The following is a 26818-nucleotide window of genomic DNA, read 5'->3' as shown; positions in this document are numbered from 1 at the left end:
ATGACACGCACTCATCCCCTGCGGGTGCGCGCGCGCGTGCCCTTTCGCCTCGGCCTGTGCGCCGCCGCGCTCGCCGCGTCGGGCGCTCCCGTCATGGCGCAGCAGTTCGCCGCGTCGTCCTTCAATCCGAGCTTCCTCGGCGTGGGTGGCGACCAGCAGAATGCCGACCTGTCGCTCTTCGCCTTCGGCAATCGCGTGCTGCCGGGCTCGTACACCGTCGATGTCTCGCTCAACGAGCGACGCGCCGGGCAGGCCACGATCCGTTTCGACGCCAAGGAGGGCAGGAACGACGCCGAGCCCTGCCTCACGCGCGCCATGCTCGACGCCTGGGGCGTCAACGTGGCGGTGTTCCCGGCCTTGATGGCGCTGGCCGACGAGGCCTGCGTCGATCTGGGCGCGGCCATTCCCGAAGCCTCTTTCGGCTACGACGTCGACAAGATGCACCTGCGCATCGACATCCCGCAGGCGGCGATGAAGCGCTCGGCGCGCGGGGCCGTGGACCCCGGCATGTGGGACCGGGGCATCACGGCCGGGATGCTCGACTACCAGGTCAACGTCGCCCGCTACGGTGGCGACGCCTACCGTCGCAGCGCCGACCCCTTCGCCGCGCCGCGCAGCGTGTTCGACGGCAACCCCTTCCCGGGGCCCGACCGGCAGCCTCGGCGCGACACCCTGTTCGTCGGCTTGCGCGGCGGCTTCAACCTCGGCGATTGGCGCTTTCGCCATTTCTCGACCTACAACCGCGGCATCGATGGCGCGGGCCGATGGCAGGCCGTCAACACCTATGCCCAGCGCGACCTGTTGCCGCTGCAGGCGCAATTGCTGATCGGCGATGGCAGCACGCCCGGCAACCTGTTCGACAGCATTGCCTTTCGCGGCGTGCAACTGGCCACCAATGAATCGATGCTGCCCGACAGCCAGCAGGGCTACGCCCCCACCATCCGCGGCATTGCACAGACCCATGCGCGCATCACGGTGCGGCAGAACGGCTACACCATCTACAGCACCTTCGTGGCGCCGGGCGCCTTCGTGATCGACGACCTCTATCCCACGGCCTCGAGCGGCGACCTCGAGGTGAGCATCGTCGAGGCCGATGGCCGCGAGACCCGCTACACCCAGGCGTTCTCCGCGGTGCCCACGCTGCTGCGCGAAGGCACATGGCGCTATTCGGCCACGCTCGGCAAGTACCGCAGCGCGCGCGGCCAGAGCTTGTCCTTCTCGCCCGACTTCCGCGACGGCGGTCTGTCGTTGCTGCGGGCCTGGCAGCGGCCATCGCGTGCCGAACCGACCTTCGCGCAAGGCACGGTGGCACGTGGCCTGGGCAAGGGCTACAGCGTCTACGGCGGGCTGATCGCCTCGGGGCGCTACCTGTCGGCGATGGCGGGCGTGGGCAAGAACATGCGCGCCTTCGGTGCCGTGTCCGCCGACCTGTCGGCTGCGCGTGCCTCGGTGTCGACGCCGCTGCTGGCCGAGCAGCACTACAACGGCCAATCGGTGCGGTTCCTGTATGCCAAGGCCTTCGATGCGGGAACCACCGTGCGCGTGGCGGGCTATCGCTATTCGACCAGCGGCTACCGCACCTTCCAGGAGGCCGCGGACATGCAGGGACTGGACCCGCTGGAACGCCTCCACAACCGCCGCAACGAACTGCGGCTGGAGTTGTCGCAACGTCTGGGCGACTGGGGCTCGGTGTTCGCCTCGGCGCGTCAGCAAAGCTATTGGGGAACCGGCGCCAAGGACAGCCTGGTGCAGATGGGCTACTCGGGCAGCTTCAAGCAGTTCGGCTACAGCATCCACTACAACCGCAGCACCAGCCAGGGGCGTGCGCCGAACAACCAGATCATGTTCACGTTGAGCGTTCCGCTCGGCGGCTCCGCGGCCAGCGTCCAATATTCGGTATCGCACGAGCGCAACGGCGGCACCAGCCATCAGGCCAGCGTGTTCGGCACCGCGCTCGAGGACGCCCGCCTCACCTACAACCTGTCGGGAAACCGCATCGAAGCGCAGGGGTCGACCAGCCATGCGAGCCTCAGCTACCTGTCGCGAATCGGGCGTTTCGAGGGCGGGATTTCGCAGAGTTCCGGCCATCGGCAAGCCACCTTCGGCATGGCGGGCGGGCTGCTGCTGCATGGCGATGGCCTGACCCTGGCGCAACCGCTGGGCGACACCATCGCCCTGGTGCATCTGCCCAAGGCCTCGGGCGTGGGCATCGAATCGCAACCCGGCGTGGCGACCGACGGCGCAGGCATCGCCGTCGTCTCCAATCTTTCGCCCTATCGGATCAACCGCCTGGCCGTGCGCACGCAGGACCTCGGCGACACCGTGGAAGTCCGCAACGCCGCGACCGAGGTGGTGCCCACGCGCGGTGCCGTGGTGCGCGCGACCTTCGAGACCGCGGTGGGCCATCGGCTGATGCTGACGCTGACGCGGGGCAAGGGCGAGCCCATGCCCTTCGGTTCGCGCATCGAGAACGAAGCGGGCCAGGAGATGGGCATCGTCGGTCCCGATGGCCAGGCCTTCGTCAGCGGGGCCGAGCCGGCCGGGACGTTGACGGTGATCTGGGGCCGCCGCACGGGCGACCGATGCAGCGTGTCCTACGCGCTGCCCGAAGAAATCAGTCCGCCGCCGATCCGCGAGATCGCGGGACAGTGCGATGCGGACATCAACGCCGAGAGGAAAACAGAATGAGAAATTGGCATCGTCGATCGGCCCATCGAGCGGCAGCCATGGCGTGGAGGGTGTCGCGCCTCGTGCTGCCCCTCGCCATGCTGTGGCTGGCGGGCATGCAGGGCGCATGGGCGGCGTGCGTGCGTTATCCGGGCGCGTACGAACACATCGTCTACATGAACATGGGAAACGTCTACGTTCCCGACGGACTGGCGGTCGGAGGAACCATCAAGACGCAAAGCTTTCCCATCTGGGTCAGCGGCACCGGCGATCTCATGTTCAATTGTCGGGGCGGCGGCTATGTCTACGGAACGGTGCTGCAGGGCTCGCCCATACCGGGCTTCTTCAACGTCTACTCCACGCAAGTGCAGGGCATCGGCATCCGGCTCTCGCGCGTCGTTGACGGCTCCTTTCTCGTCTACTACCCGCACACCATGCCAACCCCCAACGGCACCGGTCAACTGGCTGCGGGCACGTCGTTCCAGGTGGAGTTGATCAAGACGGCCGACAGCACCGGCAGCGGCTCGCTGGCCGGCGGAACCTACACCCGCTACTACGGCGATGGCGAGCCTTACTGGTCGGCGCTGACGACCATTCTCTCGGGGGATGTCAGCGGCATCACGATCATCACGCCGTCGTGCTCCGTCGATGCGGGCTCGCGCAACATCCCGGTGGAATTCGGGCGCGTGTCGCTCAGCAACTTCAAGGGGATGGACTCCACGACGGGCGATCGAAGATTCAGCATCAAGCTCCGGTGCCAGGCGAATCCGAACCTGCAGAAATGGGTGGACCTGCGCATGGACGCGACGCAGGACCCGTCGAACCGGCAGGGGGTGCTGAGGATCACGCAGGGCGGCACGGGCATTGCGACGGGCGTGGGCATCCAGCTCCTGGGTGGCGATGCCCAGCCGGTGCGCTTCGGCAAGGGCATGCAGGTCGGCCCGATGAAGAACGGCAGCTACGACGTGCCCTACACGGCCCGCTACTACCAGACCGCCGCGAGGATCCGGCCGGGTCGCGCCGATGGCACCGCGACCTTCACGCTCGAATACCGCTGAGACAGTCGGCGTTCGTCGCGTGGGCAGCGCGCCTTCGGGTGGCGTCTGCCCACGCGCCGCTTTCGGGCCGAGCGCGGCGGCGATGGAGAAACGCCCCGGGCGCTACGAAGTGAATGGCGAGCCCAGCACGACCAGGCGATAGCCGATCCCGTAGATCGTGAGGAGCTGAACCCCCCTGTGCGGCCCGAGTTCGAGCTTCTTGCGCAGGCGGGTCATGTGCACGTCGAGCACGCGCGAGCCGGGATTGGCGAGCCGATCGAAAAGCCGGGTTTCGATCTCTTCACGGGTGATGACCTTGCCGAGGTTCTCGAACAGGATGAGCGCGATGTCGAACTCGCGCGGCTGCAGGCGGACCTCCTCGCCATCGACCATCACGATGCGTCGCAATCGCTTGAAGTAATAGCCACCGCAGACCAGATCCTGCTCGGCCGGCAGATCGGCGGGGGCCTGCTTTCGCGATTGCAGCAATTGCAGCCGCATCGACAGCTCCGCGCCATTGACGGGCGCGGTGACGAACTCGATGCGTTCGCTGTTGAGCGGTTCGTCGTTGAAGGTGGAGGCCACGTTCATCGCATCGCGCGATATGACGACCAGGACCGGCAGTTTCACCATGCCGCGCAAGCTGGCCCAGCGCCGCTGGTTCCATGCCTTGTCCGCGCACGCGACCAGGGCATCGTACCGACGCCCCAGGGAGATCGAATCCCACAGGGCCTGCACCGAATCGAACGCGGCCGAGGTGAAGCCCTGCGAATCCAGCGCGGTGCGCAAGGGACCGCGCTCATGGTCGTCGCCGAAGATCAGGGCCAGGGAGGAAATGGATTGGAGCGTGGGCGGCTTCGTGTTCTTGCTCGACGTCATGGTGCACGGCCCTCCACACCTCGCATGGAGCGCTCGCTGCGTACGCTCGGCAGGTCGGCGGGCTCGCGACATGCGCCCTCACCTGATCTTGCTGCTGATTCCCTCATCCCCTGCCCCGCGCGGCTTCGGCCGCTTATGCCTGTTTATAAAAAATGAAATTTAAAAAATGAGAGTGAATACTCATTTCCATCGCAATGCATTATCAATCTTGAGTCTGGATGGGGTGAGCTCCGGATAAGGATTTTGTGGATTTCTTGTGATTATGAACTATATAAATGATCGATATGAGGGAAATTATATTCCCTCAAAAGCTAATTTGCTGAATCTATATTAACAATTGCGAGCGTACAAGTGCATGTGGAATTAAGGGGTTTATTTAAATTTTGTTTTCATTCTCGCGAAGAACATTTGCAAATGCTTCGAGTTGCGAATGAGTTGATAACTTGTCGGAATCGGCCGCCGGTCTCGAGGCAGCGGGCGGACGATCCGTTGCTCGCAGGTCAGTCGTGCGCCGGCGGCCGCCTGCCGGTGCCCACGCCGGCGGTCGGAATCAATGGCAGCCCCAGCCGCGCGGCCGCCTCTTCCTGCACCGCCATCGCGCGCTCGAAGCCCGCGCGCGCGCTCAGCCGCGACCAGTACGCGCCTACCGCCGGACCGAAGCGCTCGTGCAGCCCCAGCACGCGCGCCAGCATCAGCGCATAGCCGAGCGAGATGTCGGCGGCCGTGAAGCGGCCGGCGCAGGCGAAGTCCTGCGTCTCGAGCAGCTGCTCGATCGTCCGCAGGCGGCCGTGGAAGAACTGCGCGTAGTCCTGCGCGGCCTGGGGCAGCCGGCGCTCCTGCGGCTCGAGCGTGCCGTAGCGCAGCACCAGGGCCTGCGGAAAGGTCAGCGAGGCCTCGCCGAAGTGCAGCCAGTTGAGGTACTGCGCATAGCCGGCCTCGTCGCGTTCCACGTTTAACGGCGTCGGCGCATGCAGGCTGGCCAGGTACTGGCAGATCGCGACCGACTCGTTCATGCGGATCTCGCCATCGACCAGCAACGGCACCGTGCCCTGCGGATGGATCGCGAGGTAGTCGCGCTGCAGCACGCGCGGCGGAAACGGCAGCATCTCCAGCCGGTAGGGCGTACCCAGTTCCTCGAGCATCCAGAGAACGCGGAACGAACGGGCATTCGCGCAGTGGTAGAGCGTGATCATCGGGTGCGGGGCTCGCGCCGGGAGTGGGCCCGCCGATCGTCGCTCGCAGCATGCCGGCCTGCCTTGCGTCGATTGGCTGAGTTGCCGCGCGGCGCCATGCCAGCCAGTCTGCGCAAGCGCCGCCCCGCCCGGCGCGCATAGCCTGCGCATCCCGCGATCGAGCGATCGCGATTCCGGAGCGTTCATGCCTTCCTTGAAATCCAAGACCCTCTTCGTCACCGGTGCGAGCCGCGGCATCGGCAAGGCCATCGCGCTGCGGGCCGCGCGCGACGGCGCCAACATCGTGGTCGCCGCCAAGACCGCGACGGCCGATCCGCGCCTGCCGGGCACCATCCACAGCGCCGCCGAGGAGATCGTCGCGGCCGGCGGCCAGGCGCTCGCGGTGGTGGTCGACGTGCGCGACGAGGCGCAGGTCCGCGCGGCCGTCGATGCCGCCGTCGCGCGCTTCGGCGGCATCGACATCCTGGTCAACAACGCCAGCGCGATCCACCTCGAGACGGTGGAGCGCACGCCAATGAAGCGCTACGACCTGATGTTCGAGATCAACGCGCGCGGCGGCTACCTCTGCGCGCAGGCCTGCCTGCCGCACCTCGAGAAGGCCGCCAATCCGCACATCCTGACCCTGTCGCCGCCGCTGGACCTGAACCCCAAGTGGTTCGCGCGCCATGCGGCCTACACCACCTCGAAATACGCGATGAGCATGCTGAGCCGCGGCCTGGCCGAGGAGCTGCGCGAACGCGGCATCGCGAGCAACTCGCTGTGGCCGCGCACCGTGATCGCCACCAGCGCGCTGCGCATCGCGGCGCCCGAGGTGGCGGGCCAGGCACGCGTGCCGGCCATCATGGCCGACGCCGCCTGGCACATCCTGACCCGGCCGAGCCGCGAGCTCACGGGCCAGCTGCTGCTCGACGAGCAGGTGCTGCGCGAGGCCGGCGTGACCGACTTCGCGCCCTACCTCGTGACGCCGGGCGTCGAGCCGCTGATCGACTTCTTCGTGGAACCGTGACCTCTTCGCTTCGCCCCCCTTCAGGAGACCCTCGCATGCAGACCATCGACCCCGAACGCGCGGCCATCGCGCGCGTGTCCCTCGCCGACATCGTGCGCCGCGGCGCCCGCCGCCATCCCGGCAAGACGGCCGTGATCCAGGGCGAGCGGCGCATCAGCTTCGCCGAGCTCGACGCCGGCAGCGAGCGCGTCGGCGAGGCGCTGCGCGATCAGGGATTCACGGGCCACCGCATCGCGACCCTGTGCCTCAACTCGATCGAGCACCTGAGCGCGATCCAGGCCATCCACAAGTCCGGCAATGTCTGGGTGCCGGTCAACGTGCAGCTCGACGCGGCTGCGATCGAGCACGTGCTGAGCCATGCCGAGGTCGGCGCCGTCTTCATCGACGCGCCGCTGCTCGCGGTGCCGGCGCTGCGCGCGCTGATCGAGCGCCTGGGCCTGCTGACGGTGGTGATCGGCGGCCCGCAGCCGGCCGCCGCGGGCACCCTGCCCTTCGATGCGCTGGCCTCGCGCGCGCCCACGCAGCCGCTGGGCGCGCCGGGCGGCGACGACGAGCTCGCGCTGATCATGTACACCAGCGGCACCACCGGCAAGCAGAAGGGCGTGATGCATTCGCACCGCTCGGTGCATGGCGCGCTGCTGAGCTGCGCGCAGAGCTTCGAGGCCACCGAGCACGACGTGGTCGGCTCGGTGCTGCCGCTGTTCCATTGCGCGCAGCACACCATCAGCATGGGCGCGCTGCTGACCGGCGCCACGATCTGGCTGGCCAGCGGCTTCGATCCTGCGGCCATGCTGGCGGCGATCGAGCGCGAGCGCATCAGCTGGCTGTCGTGCCTGCCGATGATGTACGACGCGCTGATGAAGCATCCGCAGCGCCCCGCCACCGATCTCTCGTCGCTGCGCCTGTGCATGTACGGCCTGGCGCCGATACCGAAGAACCTGCTCGCGCAGATCCGCAGCGAGATGTGCGCCGACGTGCGCCTGGGCACCGGCCAGACCGAGATGTACCCGCCGACCATGGTCTACCGCGCGAGCGACCATCCCGGCAAGGACGGCAACTGCTGGGGCATGTCGGTGGCGGGCGTCGAGACCGCGGTGATGGACGACGACGGCCGGCTGCTCGGGCCGGGCGAGATCGGCGAGATCGTCCATCGCGGTCCCAACGTCTTCCTCGGCTACCTCAAGGACCCCGAGGCGACGGCCGCGGCGCGCCGCTTCGGCTGGCACCACACGGGCGACATCGGCATGTTCGAGGCCGACGGGCAGATGCTGTTCCTCGACCGCAAGAAGGACATGATCAAGTCTGGCGGCGAGAACGTCTCGAGCATCAAGCTCGAGGCGGTGCTGCTGGCCCATCCCGCGGTGGGTGCCGCGGCCGTGGTAGGCCTGCCGCATCCGCACTGGGGCGAGGCGGTCGCGGCCTTCGTGGTGCGGCGCCCCGCCGCCGAAGCCTGCGGCGAGGACGAGCTGCTGGCCTTCTGCCGCGAGCGCCTGGGCCGCTTCGAGGTGCCGAAGTCGATCCGCTTCGTCGACGCGCTGCCGATGACGCCGACGGGCAAGGTGCAGAAGTTCCAGCTGCGCAGCGGGCACCTGGAGATGTTCGCGCCGGGGCAGGGATAGCACCGCCATTCTCGTGTTCATCTATCGGACAAAGCCATGGTTTCGGGAAAGGGGTGCGCGAACAATCGATCGCATCGACGACCCGAGGCGGGATCGCGGGACACCGGTCCCGCGCCCGAAAGACCATGTTCTTCTACTTTCCCGACAACTACCGCTGGTCCCTTGCCGTGCTGCGCGCCATCGCCGCGGGCGGCCTGTTCGGCGAGATCGACTGGGCCTGCTCCCGGCTGAAGGACGCGGCGCGCGTGCAGCCCTCGGGCGACGTCGAGGCCTGGCATGGCGCCTGGAGCGAGCTCGGGCGCCAGCTCGAGCAGTCGGCCGCCGACGCGCTGGCGCGCGGCCACCGCGTGAGCGCCAGCGACTTCTCGCTGCGCGCCTCGGTCTACCACCAGTGGGCCGAGGGACTGCTCGACCCCGACGACCCGCGCGCTGAGCAGGCCTATGCGAAGCACCTGTCATGCTTCGCGAGCTTCGCCCGGCATCGCGACCCGGAGATCGAGCTGGTCGACATCCCGTTCGAGGGCAGCGTGATCCCGGCCTACCTGGTGCCCGCCGTGGGGCGCGAGGGGCCGGGGCCGGTGGCGCTGCTGTCGGACGGCCTCGACGCGAACAAGGAGGAGATGTTCTACGTGGCGCAGAACCTCGCGCGGCGCGGCATCGCCACCCTCGCCTTCGACGGCCCGGGCCAGGGCTCGGCGCTGCGCGTGCACGGCCTGACCGCGCGCCACGACTTCGAGCGGCCCGTGACGGCCTGCGTCGACTGGCTGGTGCGCCGCGCCGACGTGGACCCCGCGCGCATCGGCCTGGTGGCCGCGAGCTGGGGCGGCTACTACGCGCCGCGCGCCGTGGCCTTCGAGAAGCGCATCAGGGCCTGCGCCGTGATGGGCGCGGTCTTCGACACCCACGCCTGCATGGTGCGGCGCGTGGGCTACGTGCCGGGCCAGGGCGCGACGCAGCTGGGCAACAGCGCGCCGCTGGGCACCACGGGCAAGCAGATCCTGCGCATCCTCGGCGTGCCGGACTGGGAGCGCGCGTTCCGCAAGCTCGAGGACTTCCGCCTCGAGGGCGTGGCCGCGCGCATCGACTGCGACCTGTTCATCGTGCATGGCGCCAACGACCGCCATGCCCCGCCCTCCGAGGCGCAGCGGCTGCTCGACGCGGTGAGCTCGCGCCACAAGCAGCTGCGCGTGTTCACCGAGGAGGAAGGCGGCGCCGCGCACGTGAACCTCGACCGGCCCGAGCCCGCGCTGAGCCTGGTGTGCGACTGGATGGCCGAGCGTCTGGCGGCGGGAGAATGCACATGACCGCGACCGACCCGCGCTGGATCGGCCACCAGGTGCGCGACGAGGTGAGCACCCTGCGCCTGCAGCGCCCGCAGGCCGGCAACCGGCTGACCAACGACATGGCGCTGGCACTGGCCGACGCGCTCGATGCGGCGCACGCCAGTCGCGTGATCGTGCTCGAGGCCGAGGGCCCGGACTTCTGCCTGGGCCGCGAGATGGCGCCGCCCGCGCCCGGTGCCGGCGTCAATGCGGCCGATGTGCTGCGCGACGACGCCGCGCCGATCCAGCGGCTGTACGAGGCCTTCGGCCGCTGCCGCGCGCCGGTGCTGGGCCTGGTGGCCGGGCGTGCCTGGGGCATCGGCATGGTGCTGGCCGCGCGCTGCGATCTCACGCTGTGCGCGCGCGACGCCAGCTTCGCGCTGCGCGAGCTCGAGCGCGGCATTCCGCCCTGCATCGCGATGGCGCCGCTGCTCGACCGCATGCCGGCCAAGGCGCTCGCGCACCTGGTGTTCGGCGCCGAGCCCATCGATGCCGAGGCGGCACTGGCCGCGGGCATCGTCGGGCGCGTGGTCGACGGCGGCAGCCTGCGCGCCGAAGGCGAGGCGCTGGTGCGGCGGCTGCTGTCCTTTCCGGCGCCGGCCGTGCAGGCCGTCAAGCAGTTCCTCGCGAGCGCGCCGCGCCATCACGAAGCCAACGCCGTGCTCCACGGCGCGAGCCTGCTGGCCAACGTGCTCGGTTCGCGCTGAACGGCGGCGCCGGAGCGGCGCGGTCGACCATCACAAGAAGGAGACATCGCCATGCGGATTCCGTTTCTCGCCTCTTTCACGCCCTTCGCGTCCTTCGCGCGGCTGGTGGCGGCCTTCACGCTGGCGCTCGCCTGCGGGTCCGCCTCCGCCGCCTATCCCGACAAGCCGGTGCGCGTGATCGTGGGCTTTCCGGCCGGCAGCACCGGCGACCTGATCGTGCGCATCCTCGGCCCGCGCCTGTCGCAGGGCCTGGGCCAGCCCGTGATCGTGGAGAACCGGCCCGGTGCCGGCAGCAGCATCGCCGCCGAGGCCGTGGCCCATGCCGCGCCGGACGGCCACACGCTGCTGCTGAGCACCACCGCGAACGTCATCAATCCCAGCCTGTACCCGAACCTGCGCTTCAGCTTCGTCAAGGACCTGGCGCCGGTGAGCCTGCTGGCCGAGGCGCCCTCGGTGCTGATCGCGCGCGCCGACCTTCCCGCGCGCACGGTGAAGGACCTGATCGCCGCGGCCGCCGCGGCGCCCGGCAAGTTCAGCTACGGCTCCTCGGGCAACGGCACCTTCACCCATCTCTATGGCGAGGCCTTCAACCAGGCGGCCCAGGTGCAGCTGACCCATGTGCCCTACAAGGGCAGCGCCCAGGCGCTGACCGACGTGGTCGCGGGCCGCGTGGACCTGGCCTTCACGCCCGCGGCGCCGGTGCTGGCGCAGATCCAGGCCGGCCGGGTCAAGGCGCTGGCGGTGATCGGCCGGCAGCGCATGGCGGCCCTGCCGCAGGTGCCCACCTTCGCCGAGGCGGGCATCGCCGACTTCGACGCCGCCCTGTGGTTCGGCCTGCATGCGCCCGCGGGCACGCCGGGTGCCGTGGTCGACCGGCTGGCGGCCGAGCTGCGCAAGGTGCTGGCAGATCCCGAGGTGCGCCGGCAACTCAACGACCAGACCGTCGAGCCGATCGCCGGCACGCCGGCCCAGTTCGCGGGCATCATCGCGAGCGAATCGGCGCGATGGGCCAAGGTGATCGCCACCGCGGGCATCAAGGTCGATTGAGGCCACCCCCATTCTCGACACGAAGGAGACACACATGACACTGGGCCACGAGATCCGGGGCCACGGCCCGCAGCGCGTGATGGTCCTGCACGGCTGGTTCGGCGACCACCACGCCTGGGCGCCGACCTATGCGCTGCTCGACGAGCAGGCCTTCACCTACGCCTTTCCCGACTACCGCGGCTACGGCGCCTCGCGCGCGATCGAGGGCCGGCACACGATCGCGGAGATCGCGGCCGACGCCCTCGCGCTGGCCGATGCGCTGGGCTGGGAGCGCTTCTCGCTGCTGGGCCACTCGATGGGCGGCATGGTGGCGCAGCGGGTCGCGATCGATGCGCCCGAGCGCATCGCGGCCGCGGTCTGCGTGACGCCGGTGCCGGCCTCGGGCGTGCCGCTGCCGCCCGAGGTCGCGGCGCTGTTCGCCGCGGCGGGCACGGACGAGCGCGCCGCGTTGGGCGTGATCGAGAGCTCACTGGGTTCGCGCCTCACGCCCGCCCTGGCGCGCGGCATCCTCGCGCACCAGCGCGCCACCTCCGAGCCCGGCGCCTTCGCGGACTACTTCCAGGCCTTCTCGGCCACCGATTTCTCGGACCGCGCGGCCGCGCTGCGCGCGCCGCTGCTGGTGCTGGTGGGCGAGCACGACGGGGGCGTGTCGCCCGACTTCGTGCAGGCCACCTTTCCGCGCCTGTACCCGCATGCGCGGATCGAGACGCTGCCCAATGCCGGGCACTACCCGATGCTCGAGACGCCGGCCTACCTGGTGACGCGCTGCGAGGCCTTCCTGCGCGAGCACGGCGGCTGAAGCGCCAGTCGCGGCCTTTTCAGGCCTTGCGCTTGCGCAACAGGATCTCCACCGACTGCGTGGCTTCGCGCAGCATGCCGGCCACCTGCGCGATGCGCCGCTGCCCCAGGCGCTGCGAGAGCGCCGCGACGCTCAGCGCGCCGATGGCCTGCCCCATCGAATCGCGAAAGGGCACGCCGACCGCCTTCACGCCCAGGCTCACGCGGTTCTGGATCACGGCGGCGCCCAGGGCGCGTGCCTCCTCGCAGGCCTGCGCCAGGTCCTGCGTCGACAGCTTGCCGAAGGCGGCCAGGCCGGGCCCCACCCGTTCGATGATGTGGGCGCGCTCCTCGTCGCCGATGGCCGAGAGGATCGCCAGCCCGCCCGCGCCCACGCCCAGCGGGCGCCGGCTGCCGACCTCGAGCACCAGCGCGCGGATCGGGAAGGCGCCTTCGCGGCGGTGCATGCAGACCGCGTCGAAGCTGCTGCGCACCACCAGGTAGACGGTGTCGCCGGTCTCGCGGGCCAGCATGTCCATCGCGGGTTCGCAGAGGTCGCGGATGTCGTGCATGGTCGAGCCGGCCACGCCGAGTTCGAAGGCCAGCGGCCCGAGCTTGTAGCGCCGCAGCTCCTCGTTGAAGACCGCGAGCCGCTCCGCGGCGAGCTGGCCCAGGATGCGGTGCACCGACGGATGCGGGATCTGCGACTTCTCCGACAGCTCGGTCAGCGCCAGCCCGCGCGAGCCCGCGGTGGCCAGCAGCTTGAGGATCGCCACGCCGCGTTTGAGCGAGCCGGCATCGGAGGGCGTTTTCATGTTCGATTGATGGACAAACGACTGGTTCGAGGCGAGCCATTAGAAAACAATTCCCGCTCGCGCCCCCGTCGTGTCCCGTCTATCGGACAGCACGCGCAGCGGGCTCATCCATCGACAACGCCCCACCACCGAGGACCTCCATGAAGACAACAGCGCCGCGCGGGAGCCGCCGATGAATGCCGCCGCCACCCCCTTGGTCGGCCGGATCGCGGTCGTCACCGGCGGCAGCAGCGGCATCGGCGCTGCCTGCGTGCGCGCGCTGGCGGACGCGGGCGCGACCGTGGTCATCGGCTACAACGAGGGCGCCGAACGTGCGCGCGCGCTGCGCGAGGAATTGCCGGGCGCCGACCACGGCACCCTGCGCATTCCGCTGACCGATGCCGCGGCGCACGCGGCCATGGCCGGCGCGCTGCAGCAGCGCTTCGGCCGCGTCGACGTGCTCGTGAACTCGGCCGGCTTCACGCAGCGCATCGCGCACGGCGATCTCGAGGCGCTGCCGCCCGCGTTGTTCGAGCAGATCCTCGCCGCCAACGTCGGCGGCCCCTACGCCATCACGCGCGCGCTGATGCCGCTGCTCCAGGCCTCGGCCGACGCGGCGGTGATCAACGTGTCCTCGGTTTCCGCCTTCACGGGCCTGGGCAGCAACCTCGCCTACTGCGCGGCCAAGGCGGCGCTCGACACGCTGACCGTGTCGATGGCGCGCGCCTTCGCGCCGGTGCGCTTCGTCGCCGTCTCGCCCGCGGCGGTCGACACCGGCTTCGTGCAGGGCCGCAACCGCGAGGAGCTGCAGAAGAAGGCCGCCACCACGCCGCTGGGCCGCATCGTGACCCCGCAGGACGTGGCGCTCGCCGTGCTGGGCTGCGTGACGCACCTGCGCACGGCCACCGGCACGCGGATCGTCATCGATGGAGGCCACAGCCTGTGAAGGGCGGGACCGCTGCCATGCTCGTCGAACAACGCACCTACACCACCCACCCCGGCCAGTGGCGCGCCTACCTGTCGCTGTACGAGGCCAAGGGGCTGGCGATCCAGCGCCGCATCCTCGGGCGCATGGTCGGCTACTACCGCACGGAGACCGGCCCGCTCAACCAGGTGATCCACCTGTGGGCCTACCTCGACATGAACGAGCGCGCCGAGCGGCGCGAGCGGCTGATGGCCGATCCGGGATGGCAGGCCTACGTGGTGGAGATGCTGCCGCTGCTGCAGAGCCAGGAATCGAAGATCCTGTTGCCGGCCGCCTTCTTCACGCCCCAGTGGCGGGAGTCGCCATGAACGCGCGCACGGGCGAGACCGCAACGGTGCCCGGCTACCAGAGCGGATTCGGCAACCAGTTCGCCAGCGAGGCGCTGCCCGGCGCGCTGCCGGTGGGCCGCAACTCGCCGCAGCAGGCGCCGCTGGGTCTGTATGCCGAGCTGCTGTCCGGCACCGCCTTCACGGCGCCGCGCGATCGCAACCTGCGCACCTGGATGTACCGCCGGCGTCCCAGCGCCATGCACGAGGCCTTCGCGCGCATCGACGACGGCGACTGGCGCAGCGGCCCGTTCACCGAGGTGGAGACGCCGGCCAACCGGCTGCGCTGGAATCCCTGGCAGGTGCCAGAGCAGGCCACGGACTTCGTCGACGGCATCGTGACCATCGCGGGCAATGGCGAGCCGCATGCGCAGGCCGGTTCGGCGGTGCACGTCTACCGCGCCAACCGCTCGATGGCCGGGCGCTACCTCGTGAACTCCGACGGCGAGCTGCTGCTCGTGCCGCAGCAGGGCGCGCTGCGGCTGCACACCGAGCTCGGGCGCCTGCAGGTCGCGCCCGGCGAGATCGCGCTGCTGCCGCGCGGCATGCGCTTTCGCGTCGAGCTGCCCGATGGCGAGGCGCGCGGCTATGCCTGCGAGAACTACGGCGCGCCGTTCCGCCTGCCCGAGCTCGGGCCGATCGGATCGAACGGCCTCGCCAATGCGCGCGACTTCCTGGCGCCCGTGGCGGCCTTCGAGGAGGACGCCGGCCCGGTGCGCATCGTCAACCGCTTCATGGGCCACCTGTGGGAAGGCACACAGTCCGGCACGCCGCTCGACGTGGTCGCATGGCACGGCAACCTCGTGCCCTGCAAGTACGACCTGGCGCGCTTCATGGCCATCGGCACCATCAGCTTCGACCATCCCGATCCGTCGATCTACACGGTGCTGACCTCGGGCAGCGACACGCCGGGCGTGGCCAACTGCGATTTCGTGATCTTCCCGCCGCGCTGGCTGGTGGCGGAAGACACCTTCCGCCCGCCCTGGTTCCACCGCAACGTGATGAGCGAGCTGATGGGCCTGGTGCGCGGCGTCTACGACGCGAAGGCCGAGGGCTTCGTGCCCGGCGGCATGAGCCTGCACAACTGCATGCTGCCGCACGGCCCCGATGCCGCCACCTTCGAGCGGGCCAGCACCGCCGCGCTCGCGCCGCACCGGCTCGAAGACACGCTGGCCTTCATGTTCGAGAGCCGCCACGTGTTCCGGCCCACGGCGCGGGCGCTCGCCGCGGACAACCTGCAGCCCGGCTACGACGCCGTGTGGCGCGGCTTCCAGCCCGCGCGCGCCTGATTCGAGGAGACAACGAGACCATGACCACCGCCATCGCCACCCGGCGCGAACTGCTCGCGCTGGCCGCCGCCTTCGCGCTGCTGCCTCCTGCCCGCGCGCAGGGCAGCTACCCCACGCGCCCGCTCCAGCTGACCCATGGCTTCGGCGCGGGCGGCAATGCCGACATCGTGTCGCGGCTGCTCGCGCAGAAGATGCAGGACGGGCTCGGGCAGCCGATGGTCGTCGAGATCAAGAGCGGTGCCGGCGGCCTGATCGCCACCGACTTCGTGGCGAAGGCCCGGCCCGACGGCTACAACCTCGCCATGCTCACGGGCGCGCACACGGTGTCGGCCGCGCTGCGCCGCAAGCTGCCCTACGACCCGGTGAACGACTTCGCCTTCGTCTCGACCGTGACCAGCTTTCCCTTCGTCATCGCGGTGCGTGCCGAGCACAAGGCCCGCGACCTGGCCGAGCTGCTCGCGAGCGCGCGGCAGGCGCCGGGACAGGTCAGCTTCACCTCGGTGGGCGTGGGCTCGACCCAGCACATGGTGGGCGAACTGCTGGGCGTGAGCGCGGGTGCGAAGCTGCTGCACGTGCCCTACCGCGGCGGCGGCGCGCCGGTGCAGGCGGTGATCGGCGGCGACGTCGACATCCTCGCCGACACGCTGACGGTGGCGACGCCGCACATCCAGTCGGGCCGGCTGCGCGCGCTGGCGGTCACCAGCGCGCAGGCCTGGCCGTCGATGCCGGAGCTGCCCACGGTGGCGAGCGTGCTGCCGGGCTTCGAGATCCGCTCCTGGCTGGGGCTCGCGGCGCCGCGCGGCACGCCGGGGCCGGTGGTCGACCTGCTCGCGGCCCAGGTGCGCTCGGCCCTCGAGGCGCCCGGGGTCGGGGCCGCGCTGGCCGCGCTCGGCAGCGAGCCCGCGCCCTCCTCGCCGGCCCGCATGAAGGCCATGGTCGAGCAGGAGATCCGGCGCTGGAGCGAGGTGGTCGCCAAGGCCGGCATTCCGCCGCAGTGAGCGCCGCCGGCCGGATGCCGGCTTAACGCTTCCCTAACGATGGGGCGCTACGGTACTGTCGCGTTGGCGAACCAACGGGAGCCCTGCGTGCGCACACTGCTTGTGGAAGACGACGAGATGATCGGCAAGAGCCTGGTCCGCGGCCTGGAGCGCTCGGGCTGGGCCGTGGACTGGGTGCGCGACGGCCTGCTCGCGCAGAGCGCGATGGCCGATGGCGACTACAACTGCGTGCTGCTCGACCTGGGCCTGCCCAAGGCCGACGGCATCGAGGTGCTGCGCCGCGCGCGCAGCCTCCGGGACGACACGCCGGTGCTGATCCTGACGGCGCGCGCGGCCCTGGGCCAGCGCATCGAGGGGCTGGACCTCGGGGCCGACGACTACCTGACCAAGCCCTTCGAGCTGCCCGAGCTGCTGGCGCGCATGCGCGCGATCACGCGGCGGCGCCATGGCGCCTCGAACTCCATCGTCGGCAGCGGCAACGTGCAGCTCGACCTCACGACCCGCGAGGTGCTCTACAAGGGCACGCGCGAGACGCTCACCGCGCGCGAGTTCGCGCTGATGCACGCCATGCTCGAGCGGCCCGGCGCCATCCTCTCGCGCGAGCAGCTCGAGAGCCGCATCTACGGCTGGGGCGAGGAGGTGATGAGCAACGCGGTCGACGTGATCATCCACAACATGCGCCGCAAGCTCGGTGCCGACACCATCCGCAACGTGCGCGGGCTCGGCTGGCGCATCGTGGATTCATGAGCGCCATGAGCGCCGTGAGCGACACCCCGAAGCGCCCCTGGTACTCGCCGGGCTCGCTGCGCAACAAGCTGCTGCTGTGGCTGGTGCTGGTGCACGTGGCCGCGGCCCTCGGCGTGGCCTGGTTCACCTACACCAGCTACGACCGGCTGATCGTCACCTTCAAGGACGACCAGATGCAGATGCTGGCCGAGTCCTATGCCGGCAAGGAGAACCTGCCGGTGCTCAAGCCCACCGACGAGGCCACGCTCTACAGCCGCGGCAGCTTCGTGATCCAGGTCTGGAGCGCCGACGGCCGGCTGCTGGCCAGTTCCCGGCCGCAACTCGCGATCGGCCTGCAGCCGCGGCCGGGGCTGCACACCGTGCGCCTCGCGCCGGGCGACACCGGCATCTGGCGCGTCTATGCCACCGACCCGGGCGCGGACGGCGGGAACTTCCGCGTGCAGGTGATCCAGAACGGCGGCTTCGTGCGTACGCTGGTCGAGCGGCGCGCGCTGCAGTCGGCCATGCCGATCGCGCTGCTGCTGCCGCTGTCGCTGGCCGTGCTGTGGCTGGTGGTGTGGACTTCGGCGCGCCAGCTGCGCCGCGTGGCGCTCGACGTGGCGGCGAAGGACGAGCGCAGCCTGTCGGCGCTGTCGGTGTCCCACGTGCCCGACGAGATCGCGCCGCTGGTGCAGGCCTTCAACAGCCTGCTCGGGCGGCTGCGCCAGGCCTTCGCCGCGCAGCGGCGCTTCGTGCAGGACGCGGCGCACGAGCTGCGCACGCCGATCGCGGCGCTGGGGCTGCAGCTCGACAACATGCGCGCCGAGGTGCCCGGCGAGAGCGCCGAGGAGCACTACCTGCAGCTCAAGGGCGGCGTGACGCGCGCGCAGCACCTGATCGAGCAGCTGCTGCGCATGTCGCAGCAGGAAGGCGGCGATCCGCTCGAGGCGGCGCTGCCGCAGGACGCGGCCTCGGCCGTGCGCGACAGCATCGCGCGCCTCATGGTGATCGCCGACCGGCGCCGCATCGACATCGGCTTCGACGGCCGCACCAGCGCCACCGTGACCGCGCCCCCCACCGAGTTGCTGAGCCTGTTCGACAACCTGATCGACAACGCGCTGCGGCATGCGCCCGAAGGCAGCGTGGTCGACGTGCTGCTGCACGTGGTCGACGGCCGGCCGGTGCTGGACGTGATCGACCATGGGCCGGGCATTCCGCCCGAGGCGCTGGCGCGCGTGTTCGATCGCTTCTACCGCGTGCCGGGCACCGCGGCCGAGGGCAGCGGCCTGGGCCTGGCGATCGCGCAGATGGCCGCGCAGCGCAACGGCATGCGCATCGAGCTGATCAACCGCAGCGACGACGAGGGCCGGGTGCGCGGCCTGATCGCAAGGGTGCACCTGCCTTCGCCTTAACGCTGGGTTAACTCTCGCATAAAGAACGCATAAAGCACGATTTCTACAGTGAGCCCAGCCCGAACGCGCCCCGGCCCGTTCGGATTCCTTCCCCCTCCAGGAGCTCACTGCCATGCGAACCCTTTCCCGACTGCTCTGCACCCTGACCCTCGGCGCCGCCGCCTTCGCGGCCCAGGCCGAAAGCTACGACGGCGTCCACCAGGGCGCCGGCCTGCTCGACCGCGACGCGGTCGCGGCGCAGGCCGTTGCCACGGCGCGCGCGCCCGACCAGAACGTGGTGCGCGGCTCGCGCGGCGCCGATCCGCTGGTCTCGACGCTGTCGCGGGAGTCGGTGCGCCAGGCGGCCGTCGCGGCGGCCCATGCGCCCGACCAGAACGTCAATGCCGGCTCGCGCGTGAACAGCGTGGTGGTGCCGACCATGTCGCGTGCCAAGGCCCAGGCCCTGGCCGCGCCCGACACCCGCCTGTGAACCGGTGCCGCCCATGGACGTCGCCGACACCCCCTCGGGCCCCACGCGCCGCAGCCTGCTGATCGGCGGCGCCGCTGGCGTGGCGGCCGTCTCGCTGCCGATCGCCGGCCAGGCGGCGGACGATGCGGCCACCGCACCGGTCGGCGCGCCGGTCGATGCCGCGGGCCTGACGCGCATCACGTTGCAGGTCAACGGGCAGCCCCGGCCGCTCGCCATCGATGCGCGCGTCTCGCTGCTCGACGCGCTGCGCGAGCACCTGCGGCTCACCGGCTCGAAGAAGGGCTGCGACCACGGCCAGTGCGGCGCCTGCACGGTGCTGGTGAACGGGCGGCGCATCAACAGCTGCCTCACGCTCGCCGTGATGCACGAGGGCGACGCGGTGACGACCATCGAAGGCCTGGGCGTGCCGCCGACGCTGCATGCGATGCAGGCCGCCTTCGTCAAGCACGACGGCTTCCAGTGCGGCTACTGCACGCCGGGCCAGATCTGCTCGGCCGTCGGCATGCTCGCGGAACTGCGCGGCGGCATGCCGAGCCACGTGACCGCCGACCTGGCGGGCCGCCCCTCGCTCAGCGACGAGGAACTGCGCGAGCGCATGAGCGGCAACATCTGCCGCTGCGCGGCCTATCCCAACATCGTCGCGGCCATCCGCGACGTGGCGGGAGCCGCGGCATGAGGGCCTTCAGCTACGAGCGGCCGTCGAGCCCGGCCGAGGCGGCCGCCGCCGTGCAGCGCCATCCGGGCGCGAAGTTCATCGCGGGCGGCACCAACCTGCTCGACCTGATGAAGCTCGACGTGGAGCATCCGCCGCACCTGGTCGATGTGAACCGGCTCGGGCTCGACCGCATCGAGACCACGGCCGACGGCGGCCTGCGCATCGGCGCGCTGGTGCGCAACAGCGACCTCGCCGCCGACGCCCGCGTGCGGCGCGAGCATCCGCTGCTCGCGCGCGCCCTGCTCTCGGGCGCCAGCGCGCAGCTGCGCAACAAGGCCACCACGGCCGGCAACCTGCTGCAGCGCACGCGCTGCTTCTACTTCTACGACGCCACCAAGCCCTGCAACAAGCGCGTGCCCGGCAGCGGCTGCGCGGCGCTCGGCGGCTTCAACCGCATCCACGCGATCCTGGGCGCGAGCGAGCACTGCATCGCGGTGCACCCTTCCGACATGGCGGTGGCGATGCGCGCGCTCGAGGCCCGCGTCGACACGGTTGCGGCCGATGGCCGCACGCGAAGGATTCCGATCGCCGAGCTGCACCGGCTGCCCGGCGAGACGCCGCAGGTCGAGACCGTGCTCGCGCCCGACGAACTGATCACCGGCGTGCTGCTGCCGCCGCCCGTGGGCGGACGGCAGCTCTATCGCAAGGTGCGCGACCGGGCCTCGTATGCCTTCGCGCTGGTGTCGGTGGCCGCGGTGGTCGTGCGCGAGGGCGGCGCGGTGACGCAGGTGCGTCTCGCCTTCGGCGGCCTCGCCGCCAGGCCCTGGCGCAACGAGGCGGCGGAACGGCGGCTGGTGGGCACCGACGGCGGGCCCGCGGCCTGCCGCGCGGCCGCCGATACGCTGCTGGACGGCGCGCGTGGCCACGGCCACAACGATTTCAAGATCCCGCTGCTGCGCCGCACGCTAGCAGCGACGCTGGCGCAGGCGATGGACCGGGCCTGAACCGAACCGAGGAGCACCGCCATGCAATTCACCACCGCCGCCGGCCCGGGCCCGCTCGACCGCGAGCGCATCGTCGGCCGGCCGCTCGACCGCATCGACGGCCCGGCCAAGGTCAGCGGACAGGCGCGCTACAGCTACGAGTACCACGAGGAGATGCCGGGCGCGGCCTACGGCTGGATCGTGCTGGCCGGCATCGCCAAGGGTCGCATCGCGCGCATCGACACCCGCGAAGCGCGGCAGGCGCCGGGCGTGCTGCTGGTCTACACGCACGAGAACGTGCCGCGCCAGGTGCCGCGAGGGCGCGCCAACCTGGTCTCGCAGCTCTCGGGCCCCGAGGTGCAGCACCATGGCCAGGCCGTGGCCTTCGTCGTCGCCGAGACGCTGGAGCAGGCGCGCGCGGCCTCGTTCCTGGTCCGCATCGACTACGAGGCCGGCGCCGGCCGCTTCGACCTCAAGGCCGCGCGGGCCACGGCGGTGAAGCCCGGCGACGATCCCAGCGCCGGCAGCGAGAGCGCGGCCGACACGGCCGTCGGCGACTTCGAGGGCGCCTACGCCGCCGCGCCGGTGCAGGTCGACCAGCGCTACGACACGCCCGACCAGCATCCCGCGATGATGGAGCCGCAGGCCACCATCGCGCGCTGGGACGGCGATGCGCTGACGCTCTACACCTCGCACCAGATGGCCAACTGGGCCGCGAGCGACGTGGCAGCGATGGTCGAGCTGCCGGTCGAGAAGGTGCGCGTGATCGCGGCCTTCGTGGGCGGCGGCTTCGGCTCCAAGCTGCGCACCCATGCCGATGCCGTGCTCTCGGCCTTCGCGGCGCGCGAACTGCGGCGGCCCGTGAAAACGGCGCTGGCGCGCGAGCAGCTGCTCAACCACACGACGCGGCGCGCCGCGACCATCCAGCGCGTGCGCCTGGGCGCCACGCCGGACGGCCGGCTCACCGCGATCGGGCACGAGACCTGGACCAGCAACCTGCCGGGCCGCAGCTACTACGAGGGCGCGTCGCGCCAGACCCGGCTGCTCTATGCGGCGCCGAACCGCATGACGGCGCACCGGCTCGCCGCGCTCGACCTGCCCGAGGCCGCGGCGATGCGCGCGCCCGCGACCGCGAGCGGCCAGCTGGCCTTCGAGGTGGCGCTCGACGAGCTGGCCGAGAAGCTGGGCATGGACCCGGTGCAGCTGCGCATCCTCAACGACAGCCCCTGCGATCCCGAGCGCGGCCCGAGCCGGCCCTACTCGGGCCGCAAGCTGGTCGAGTGCCTGCGCGAAGGCGCGAGCCGCTTCGGCTGGGCGCGCCGCGATCCCGTGCCGGGCCGGGTGCGCGACGGCCGCTGGCTGGTCGGCATGGGCGTGGCGAGTGCCATCCACCACCACTCGGTGCGTCCCTCGAGCGCGCGGCTGCGGCTCGATGCCCGCGGCCGACTGAGCATCGAGACCGCGATGACCGACATCGGCACCGGCACCTACACCGTGCTGGCGCAGATCGCCGCGGAGATGACCGGCATCCCGATGGACCGCATCGGCGTCCGGCTCGGCGACACGGCCCTGCCGCCGGGCGCCGGATCGATCGCCTCGATCGGCGCCTCGAGCGCGGGCGCCGCGGTGCTCGACGGTTGCGAGCAACTGCGCGCCGCCCTGCTGCAGCGCGCGGGCTTCGAGGCGGTGGGCGCGCGCTTCGAGGCCGGCCGCGTCGTGAGCGGCCGCCGTTCGCGCGAGCTCGGCGAACTGGCGGGCGCCGAGGGCCTGAGCGTGCTCGGCAGCGTCGAGCCCGGCGACCTGCACCGCCGCTATGCGCAGGCGGCGTTCGGCGCCCACTTCTGCGAGGTCGGCGTGGACATCGACACCGGCGAGACCCGCGTGCGCCGCATGCTCGGCGTGTTCGCGGCCGGGCGCATCCTCAACATGAAGACCGCGCGCAACCAGGCCATCGGCGGCATGGTGTTCGGCGTGGGGGCGGCGCTGACCGAGGAGGCCATCGTCGATGCGCGCCACGGCTACTTCGTCAACCACGACATGGCCGAGTACCTGGTGCCGGTGCATGCCGACATTCCCGCCATCGACGCGATCTACCTGCAGGACTCGGACGAACTCGCGAGCCCGATCAAGACCAAGGGCGTGGGCGAGCTCGGCACCTGCGGCTCGGGCGCGGCCGTGGCCAATGCGATCCACAACGCGACCGGCCTGCGCGTGCGCAGCTACCCGATCACGCTCGACAAGCTGCTGCCGGGGCTGCCGATGCGTGCTTGAATGCCGCATCGTCGCTCTCCCGCGCCCGGCCATGTCCTTCTTCTCCCTCGAACCTCGGCGTCGCTGCTGGCCGACCGTGCTCGTGCTGGCCGGCCTGGCGCTGGGCGGCTGCGCGAGCCTGCCGGCCGACGACGGGCCGCGCAGCGTCACGACCTCGCTGCCGGCCGAAGGCGCGCCCACGCCGCTCGATCGCATCGCCGCTGCCTCGATGGCCGATGCGCCCGCGGATGCCAGCGGCTTCCGCCTGATGCTGGGCCTGGCCAGCATGGACACGCGGCTGGCCCTGCTGCGCGGCGCGCGGCGCTCGCTCGACCTGCAGTACTACCACCTGCACGACGACGCCACCGGCCGGCTGGTGCTGCGCGAACTGCGCGACGCGGCCCGGCGCGGCGTGCGGGTGCGGCTGCTGGTCGACGATCTCTACACCGAGGACATCGCGGCGCTGCTCGACGGCCTGGGCGCGTACCCGAATGCAGAGGTGCGCATCTTCAATCCCTTTCCCACGCGCGGCGGCCTCGCGACCCGCTTCGGGATGGCGCTGTTCGACTTCGATCGCGTGAACCGGCGCATGCACAACAAGCTGTTCGTGGCCGACGGCGTGCTGGCCGTGGCGGGCGGGCGCAACCTCGGCGACGTGTATTTCATGCGCGATGCCGACTCGAACTTCTTCGACTACGACGTGCTGGTCGCGGGCGCCGCGGTGCCGCAGATGGCGAGCCTGTTCGACGAATACTGGAACGCGCCGCAGGTGCGCACCGCGGCCTCGGTGCTGCGGCCCGTCGATGCGCCGGAACCTCTGCGAAGCGCCTTCGATGCGCGCGTGGACGGCCCCGACACGCCCGAGCCGGTGCCGTTTCGCACGGTCGACCCGCTGGGGCGCGTGACGCTCGGCGACGAGCTGCAGGCGGGCCGCGTGCGGCTCGCGTTCGGCACCGCGCAGGCCTTTGCCGATGCGCCCGCCAAGGCCTGGGGCCGCTCGGAAACGCGGCGGCTCGCGAGCGGCGCGCTGATCGACACCAGCCGCCGCCTGCTCGGCGAGGCCGCGCAGCAGGCACGCAGCGAGATCCTCACCGCGTCGCCCTACTTCGTGCCCGGCGCGGCGGCGCTCGAGGGCATGCGCCGCAACGCGGCGCGCGGCATCCGCCAGACCCTGATCACGAACTCGCTGGCCGCCACCGACGAGCCCGTGGTCCACACCGGCTACCGCCGCTACCGCGCCGCGCTGCTGCGCAACGGGATGCAGATCCACGAGATCCATCCGAATGCCGGCCGCGCCCTGTTCGTGGGCCGCATCGGCGAAGGCGCGCAGGTGCGGCTGCACACCAAGGCCATGGTCGTCGACCGCCAGCGGCTGTTCCTGGGCTCGGTCAACATGGACCCGCGCTCCGATGCGCTGAACACCGAGTTCGGGCTGCTGATCGACTGTCCCGCGCTGGCCGAGGAGGCGCACGGCTTCTTCGAGCAGCTGATGACGCACTCGGCGTACCAGCTGCGGCTCGCGCGCGACGGCGACGACGCGCTCGAATGGTGGCGCATCGACGGGCCCGCGCCGGTGCGGGTGACGGACAGCGAACCCGGTGCCGATGCCTGGATGCGGCTCAAGCTGCAGTGGCAGTCGCTGGTGATTCCCGAGTCGATGCTGTAGGGGCCGCGTTATGTGTAGCGGCGCTCGAGCGCATCCCACGCGGGCTTGCCCACCAGCCGCTGGCGCTCGGCGAACGGTGCGACCAGCGCGGGATCTTCCTCGAGCCGCCTCGCATCGCGCAGCACCGTGAGCGCCTTCTGCATGCCGACCACGGCGCCCTGCAGCGCGGCGTTCGCGTACAGCACGAGGCCATAGCCCATGCCGCCGAGGTCCTCGGCGCCGAAGACGGGCGTCTTGCCGCCGATCACCATGTTCATGAGCTGCGGCCGGTCGAGGCGCTGCGGCAAGGCACGGATCTGCTCGGCGCTGGTGACCGCCTCGACGAACAGGATGTCGGCGCCGGCCTCGGCAAACTGCTGCGCGCGCTCGATCGCGGCTTCGAAGCCCAGCACGGCACAGGCATCGGTGCGCGCCAGGATCAGCAGGTCGGGGTCCTGCCGCGCATCGACGGCCGCCTTGATCTTGCTCACGGCCTCCTCCGTCGAGATGACGGCCTTGCCCTCGAAGTGGCCGCAGCGCTTGGGCGCGACCTGGTCCTCGAGCTGGATGCAGTCGGCGCCCGCGCGCTCGAGGGTGCGCACCGCATGGCGCACGTTGAGCGCGTTGCCGAAGCCGGTGTCGGCATCGACGATCAGCGGCACGCGCACCGCATCGCGGATGCGCGCCGTGTGGTCGGCCATCTCGGCCAGGCCCACGAAGCCCTGGTCCGGCAGGCCGAACCACATGTTGGTGACGCCGGCGCCGGTGATGTAGATCGCCTCGAAGCCCAGGTCCTCGACGACGCGGGCCGACAGGGCATTGAAGGCGCCCGGAACGATGACGCCGCGGCGGGCCTGCGCCAGGGCGCGCAGTTGTTGTTTGGTATTCATGGATCGGCTGGAAGGAAAAGGAAGGAGAACCCGCGCTGCGCTCACTTCTCCTGCATCCGGGCCGCCTTGACGATCTCGCCCAGGCGCTTGCGCTCGGCATCGGTGAACTTCACGAACTCCTGGCGCGTGCCGCCCACGGGCTCGATGCCCAGGCCCTGGAGCTTGGCCACGGTGGCGGGATCGCGCATGGCCTTGTCGACGGCGGCGGCGAGCTTGTCCAGGATGTCGTTGGGCGTGCCGCGCGGCGCATGCAGGCCGGCCCAGTGCGCGATCTGCAGCTCGGGGAAGCCCTGCTCGACGGCCGTGGGCAGTTGCGGGTAGGCCGAGATGCGCTGGGTCCAGGTGGTGGCCAGCGGCTTGAACTTGCCCTCGCCCCGGATGTGCGGCAGCGCGATGATGCTGGCCTCGGAGGTGCCCTCGACCTGCCCGCCCAGCACGGCGGTCGTGCTCTCGGAGCCGCTCTTGTACGGCACGGCCTGCAGCTTCGCGCCGTACTTCACGTTGAGCATCTCGGCCACGAAGTGCGGCGTGCTGCCGGTGCCCGCGGTCGCGAAGTTGAAGCCCGGGCCCTTCTTCGAGGCCTCGACGAAGTCGCGCAGGTTGTCGTACGGGGCCGACTTGGGCACCACGATCACCGAGGGCGCCAGGCCGATCATGACCACGGGCACCAGGTCCTCGTCCTTGAACGGCAGGGACTTCTTGATCATGCTGTTGGAGATCACGCCCGCGGCGCTGATCAGGAAGGTGTAGCCGTCGGGCGCGCTGCGCGCCACCAGGTCGGCGCCGAGCGAGCCGCCCGCGCCGGGACGGTTGTCGATGATGACCGGCTGGCCCAGCACCTTGGCCGCCCCTTCGGCCGCCGAGCGCGCCAGCAGGTCGTTGGCGCCGCCCGCCGCGAACGGCACGACGAAGCGGATGGACTTGGCGGGCCAGGCCTGGGCCTGCGCGGCCAGCGGCAAGGCACAGGCCAGCGCGGCGGCGGTCGTGCAGGCGATGATGGAAAGGCGATGGAAGTGCACGGAGGTCTCCTGGTTTTTCAGCTTGGAACGGGGTTTGCGCAAGCGCTGTGCCATCGGCCCGAGGGGCGCACCCCTCGTTGCCAAGTCATTGATTCGAAAGGAATTCGCGCTGCCTCGGCGGGC

At 70.9% G+C, this 26818-nt stretch carries 24 protein-coding genes; 19 read left to right on the top strand and 5 right to left on the bottom strand.

Annotation, left to right across the window (positions count from 1 at the left end; translation table 11 throughout):
- Positions 1-2688, top strand: a complete 2688-nt coding sequence (locus AC07RV_RS03030) for a fimbria/pilus outer membrane usher protein (RefSeq protein ID WP_296782317.1) — start codon at positions 1-3, stop codon at positions 2686-2688.
- A 62-nt stretch (positions 2689-2750) separates the two neighbouring features.
- Positions 2751-3725: a fimbrial protein gene (locus AC07RV_RS03025; RefSeq protein WP_296782316.1), complete on the top strand. Its 975-nt coding sequence runs from the start codon at positions 2751-2753 to the stop codon at positions 3723-3725.
- 102 nt (positions 3726-3827) lie between these two features.
- Here the strand turns inward: AC07RV_RS03025 and AC07RV_RS03020 are convergent, their stop codons facing one another.
- Both AC07RV_RS03020 and AC07RV_RS03015 read right to left on the bottom strand, forming a co-directional pair.
- Complete coding sequence (locus AC07RV_RS03020) at positions 3828-4583, bottom strand: winged helix family transcriptional regulator (protein ID WP_296782315.1); 756 nt, start codon at positions 4581-4583, stop codon at positions 3828-3830.
- 500 nt (positions 4584-5083) lie between these two features.
- Positions 5084-5776: a glutathione S-transferase family protein gene (locus AC07RV_RS03015; protein ID WP_296782313.1), complete on the bottom strand. Its 693-nt coding sequence runs from the start codon at positions 5774-5776 to the stop codon at positions 5084-5086.
- Between the two features lie 184 nt (positions 5777-5960).
- Between AC07RV_RS03015 and AC07RV_RS03010 the strand changes: the two genes are divergently transcribed.
- The 6 genes from AC07RV_RS03010 to AC07RV_RS02985 all read left to right on the top strand — a co-directional run bounded on the left by AC07RV_RS03010 (position 5961) and on the right by AC07RV_RS02985 (position 12276).
- Positions 5961-6782 (top strand): SDR family oxidoreductase, encoded by an 822-nt coding sequence (locus AC07RV_RS03010; RefSeq protein WP_296782311.1) that lies wholly within the window; start codon positions 5961-5963, stop codon positions 6780-6782.
- Positions 6783-6817: 35 nt separating this feature from the next.
- Positions 6818-8401 carry a class I adenylate-forming enzyme family protein gene (locus AC07RV_RS03005; RefSeq protein ID WP_296782309.1) on the top strand — a complete coding sequence of 528 codons (1584 nt, stop codon included), beginning with the start codon at positions 6818-6820 and terminating at the stop codon, positions 8399-8401.
- A 125-nt stretch (positions 8402-8526) separates the two neighbouring features.
- On the top strand, positions 8527-9705 hold the full coding sequence (locus AC07RV_RS03000) for an alpha/beta hydrolase family protein (protein ID WP_296782307.1): 1179 nt from the start codon (positions 8527-8529) through the stop codon (positions 9703-9705).
- Positions 9702-10430 carry an enoyl-CoA hydratase/isomerase family protein gene (locus tag AC07RV_RS02995; RefSeq protein WP_296782305.1) on the top strand — a complete coding sequence of 243 codons (729 nt, stop codon included), beginning with the start codon at positions 9702-9704 and terminating at the stop codon, positions 10428-10430. Before AC07RV_RS03000 ends, AC07RV_RS02995 begins: the two co-directional genes overlap by 4 nt.
- A gap of 51 nt (positions 10431-10481) precedes the next feature.
- Positions 10482-11477: a Bug family tripartite tricarboxylate transporter substrate binding protein gene (locus AC07RV_RS02990; protein WP_296782303.1), complete on the top strand. Its 996-nt coding sequence runs from the start codon at positions 10482-10484 to the stop codon at positions 11475-11477.
- Positions 11478-11511: 34 nt separating this feature from the next.
- Positions 11512-12276: an alpha/beta fold hydrolase gene (locus tag AC07RV_RS02985; RefSeq protein WP_296782301.1), complete on the top strand. Its 765-nt coding sequence runs from the start codon at positions 11512-11514 to the stop codon at positions 12274-12276.
- A gap of 19 nt (positions 12277-12295) precedes the next feature.
- On the opposite strand, the gene AC07RV_RS02980 is transcribed toward AC07RV_RS02985, so the two are convergent.
- On the bottom strand, positions 12296-13069 hold the full coding sequence (locus AC07RV_RS02980) for an IclR family transcriptional regulator (protein ID WP_093349751.1): 774 nt from the start codon (positions 13067-13069) through the stop codon (positions 12296-12298).
- Between the two features lie 172 nt (positions 13070-13241).
- Between AC07RV_RS02980 and AC07RV_RS02975 the strand changes: the two genes are divergently transcribed.
- The 11 genes from AC07RV_RS02975 (at position 13242) to AC07RV_RS02925 (ending at position 24807) form a co-directional block, all read left to right on the top strand.
- Positions 13242-13994 (top strand): SDR family NAD(P)-dependent oxidoreductase, encoded by a 753-nt coding sequence (locus AC07RV_RS02975; RefSeq protein ID WP_444814005.1) that lies wholly within the window; start codon positions 13242-13244, stop codon positions 13992-13994.
- Positions 13995-14011: 17 nt separating this feature from the next.
- Positions 14012-14341: an NIPSNAP family protein gene (locus AC07RV_RS02970; protein WP_296782295.1), complete on the top strand. Its 330-nt coding sequence runs from the start codon at positions 14012-14014 to the stop codon at positions 14339-14341.
- Entirely contained in the window at positions 14338-15648 is a 1311-nt protein-coding gene (hmgA, locus tag AC07RV_RS02965) for a homogentisate 1,2-dioxygenase (RefSeq protein ID WP_296782293.1), read from the top strand. Before AC07RV_RS02970 ends, hmgA begins: the two co-directional genes overlap by 4 nt.
- Positions 15649-15668: 20 nt before the next feature.
- Complete coding sequence (locus AC07RV_RS02960; RefSeq protein ID WP_296782291.1) at positions 15669-16646, top strand: tripartite tricarboxylate transporter substrate binding protein; 978 nt, start codon at positions 15669-15671, stop codon at positions 16644-16646.
- Positions 16647-16733: 87 nt separating this feature from the next.
- Positions 16734-17393: a response regulator gene (locus AC07RV_RS02955; RefSeq protein WP_296782290.1), complete on the top strand. Its 660-nt coding sequence runs from the start codon at positions 16734-16736 to the stop codon at positions 17391-17393.
- Complete coding sequence (locus AC07RV_RS02950; protein WP_296782288.1) at positions 17390-18784, top strand: sensor histidine kinase; 1395 nt, start codon at positions 17390-17392, stop codon at positions 18782-18784. Before AC07RV_RS02955 ends, AC07RV_RS02950 begins: the two co-directional genes overlap by 4 nt.
- 112 nt (positions 18785-18896) lie before the next feature.
- Positions 18897-19253, top strand: a complete 357-nt coding sequence (locus AC07RV_RS02945; protein ID WP_296782286.1) for a DUF4148 domain-containing protein — start codon at positions 18897-18899, stop codon at positions 19251-19253.
- Between the two features lie 13 nt (positions 19254-19266).
- Entirely contained in the window at positions 19267-19929 is a 663-nt protein-coding gene (gene paoA / locus AC07RV_RS02940) for an aldehyde dehydrogenase iron-sulfur subunit PaoA (protein WP_296782284.1), read from the top strand.
- On the top strand, positions 19926-20912 hold the full coding sequence (locus AC07RV_RS02935) for an FAD binding domain-containing protein (RefSeq protein WP_296782282.1): 987 nt from the start codon (positions 19926-19928) through the stop codon (positions 20910-20912). Before paoA ends, AC07RV_RS02935 begins: the two co-directional genes overlap by 4 nt.
- Before the next feature lie 21 nt (positions 20913-20933).
- Positions 20934-23162, top strand: a complete 2229-nt coding sequence (locus AC07RV_RS02930) for a xanthine dehydrogenase family protein molybdopterin-binding subunit (RefSeq protein WP_296782280.1) — start codon at positions 20934-20936, stop codon at positions 23160-23162.
- Positions 23163-23193: 31 nt separating this feature from the next.
- Positions 23194-24807 (top strand): phospholipase D-like domain-containing protein, encoded by a 1614-nt coding sequence (locus tag AC07RV_RS02925; RefSeq protein ID WP_296782279.1) that lies wholly within the window; start codon positions 23194-23196, stop codon positions 24805-24807.
- An 8-nt stretch (positions 24808-24815) separates the two neighbouring features.
- Here the strand turns inward: AC07RV_RS02925 and AC07RV_RS02920 are convergent, their stop codons facing one another.
- Both AC07RV_RS02920 and AC07RV_RS02915 read right to left on the bottom strand, forming a co-directional pair.
- On the bottom strand, positions 24816-25676 hold the full coding sequence (locus AC07RV_RS02920; RefSeq protein WP_296782278.1) for an isocitrate lyase/PEP mutase family protein: 861 nt from the start codon (positions 25674-25676) through the stop codon (positions 24816-24818).
- A gap of 41 nt (positions 25677-25717) precedes the next feature.
- Positions 25718-26674: a tripartite tricarboxylate transporter substrate binding protein gene (locus tag AC07RV_RS02915; RefSeq protein WP_444814009.1), complete on the bottom strand. Its 957-nt coding sequence runs from the start codon at positions 26672-26674 to the stop codon at positions 25718-25720.
- Between the last annotated feature and the right edge of the window lie 144 nt (positions 26675-26818).

The organism is Variovorax sp. GW821-FHT09B01 (assembly GCF_059418345.1).
Note: the sequence above shows the minus strand (reverse complement) of the source record. Positions and strands in the feature narration are given on the sequence as shown.

Coding starts and splice junctions, on each gene's coding strand:
- AC07RV_RS03030 (WP_296782317.1), top strand. CDS start 1: ATGACACGCACTCATCCCCTGCGGGTGCGCGCGCGCGTGCCCTTTCGC.
- AC07RV_RS03020 (WP_296782315.1), bottom strand. CDS start 4,583: ATGACGTCGAGCAAGAACACGAAGCCGCCCACGCTCCAATCCATTTCC.
- AC07RV_RS03015 (WP_296782313.1), bottom strand. CDS start 5,776: ATGATCACGCTCTACCACTGCGCGAATGCCCGTTCGTTCCGCGTTCTC.
- AC07RV_RS03010 (WP_296782311.1), top strand. CDS start 5,961: ATGCCTTCCTTGAAATCCAAGACCCTCTTCGTCACCGGTGCGAGCCGC.
- AC07RV_RS03005 (WP_296782309.1), top strand. CDS start 6,818: ATGCAGACCATCGACCCCGAACGCGCGGCCATCGCGCGCGTGTCCCTC.
- AC07RV_RS03000 (WP_296782307.1), top strand. CDS start 8,527: ATGTTCTTCTACTTTCCCGACAACTACCGCTGGTCCCTTGCCGTGCTG.
- AC07RV_RS02995 (WP_296782305.1), top strand. CDS start 9,702: ATGACCGCGACCGACCCGCGCTGGATCGGCCACCAGGTGCGCGACGAG.
- AC07RV_RS02990 (WP_296782303.1), top strand. CDS start 10,482: ATGCGGATTCCGTTTCTCGCCTCTTTCACGCCCTTCGCGTCCTTCGCG.
- AC07RV_RS02985 (WP_296782301.1), top strand. CDS start 11,512: ATGACACTGGGCCACGAGATCCGGGGCCACGGCCCGCAGCGCGTGATG.
- AC07RV_RS02980 (WP_093349751.1), bottom strand. CDS start 13,069: ATGAAAACGCCCTCCGATGCCGGCTCGCTCAAACGCGGCGTGGCGATC.
- AC07RV_RS02975 (WP_444814005.1), top strand. CDS start 13,242: ATGAATGCCGCCGCCACCCCCTTGGTCGGCCGGATCGCGGTCGTCACC.
- AC07RV_RS02970 (WP_296782295.1), top strand. CDS start 14,012: ATGCTCGTCGAACAACGCACCTACACCACCCACCCCGGCCAGTGGCGC.
- hmgA (WP_296782293.1), top strand. CDS start 14,338: ATGAACGCGCGCACGGGCGAGACCGCAACGGTGCCCGGCTACCAGAGC.
- AC07RV_RS02960 (WP_296782291.1), top strand. CDS start 15,669: ATGACCACCGCCATCGCCACCCGGCGCGAACTGCTCGCGCTGGCCGCC.
- AC07RV_RS02950 (WP_296782288.1), top strand. CDS start 17,390: ATGAGCGCCATGAGCGCCGTGAGCGACACCCCGAAGCGCCCCTGGTAC.
- AC07RV_RS02945 (WP_296782286.1), top strand. CDS start 18,897: ATGCGAACCCTTTCCCGACTGCTCTGCACCCTGACCCTCGGCGCCGCC.
- paoA (WP_296782284.1), top strand. CDS start 19,267: ATGGACGTCGCCGACACCCCCTCGGGCCCCACGCGCCGCAGCCTGCTG.
- AC07RV_RS02935 (WP_296782282.1), top strand. CDS start 19,926: ATGAGGGCCTTCAGCTACGAGCGGCCGTCGAGCCCGGCCGAGGCGGCC.
- AC07RV_RS02930 (WP_296782280.1), top strand. CDS start 20,934: ATGCAATTCACCACCGCCGCCGGCCCGGGCCCGCTCGACCGCGAGCGC.
- AC07RV_RS02925 (WP_296782279.1), top strand. CDS start 23,194: ATGTCCTTCTTCTCCCTCGAACCTCGGCGTCGCTGCTGGCCGACCGTG.
- AC07RV_RS02920 (WP_296782278.1), bottom strand. CDS start 25,676: ATGAATACCAAACAACAACTGCGCGCCCTGGCGCAGGCCCGCCGCGGC.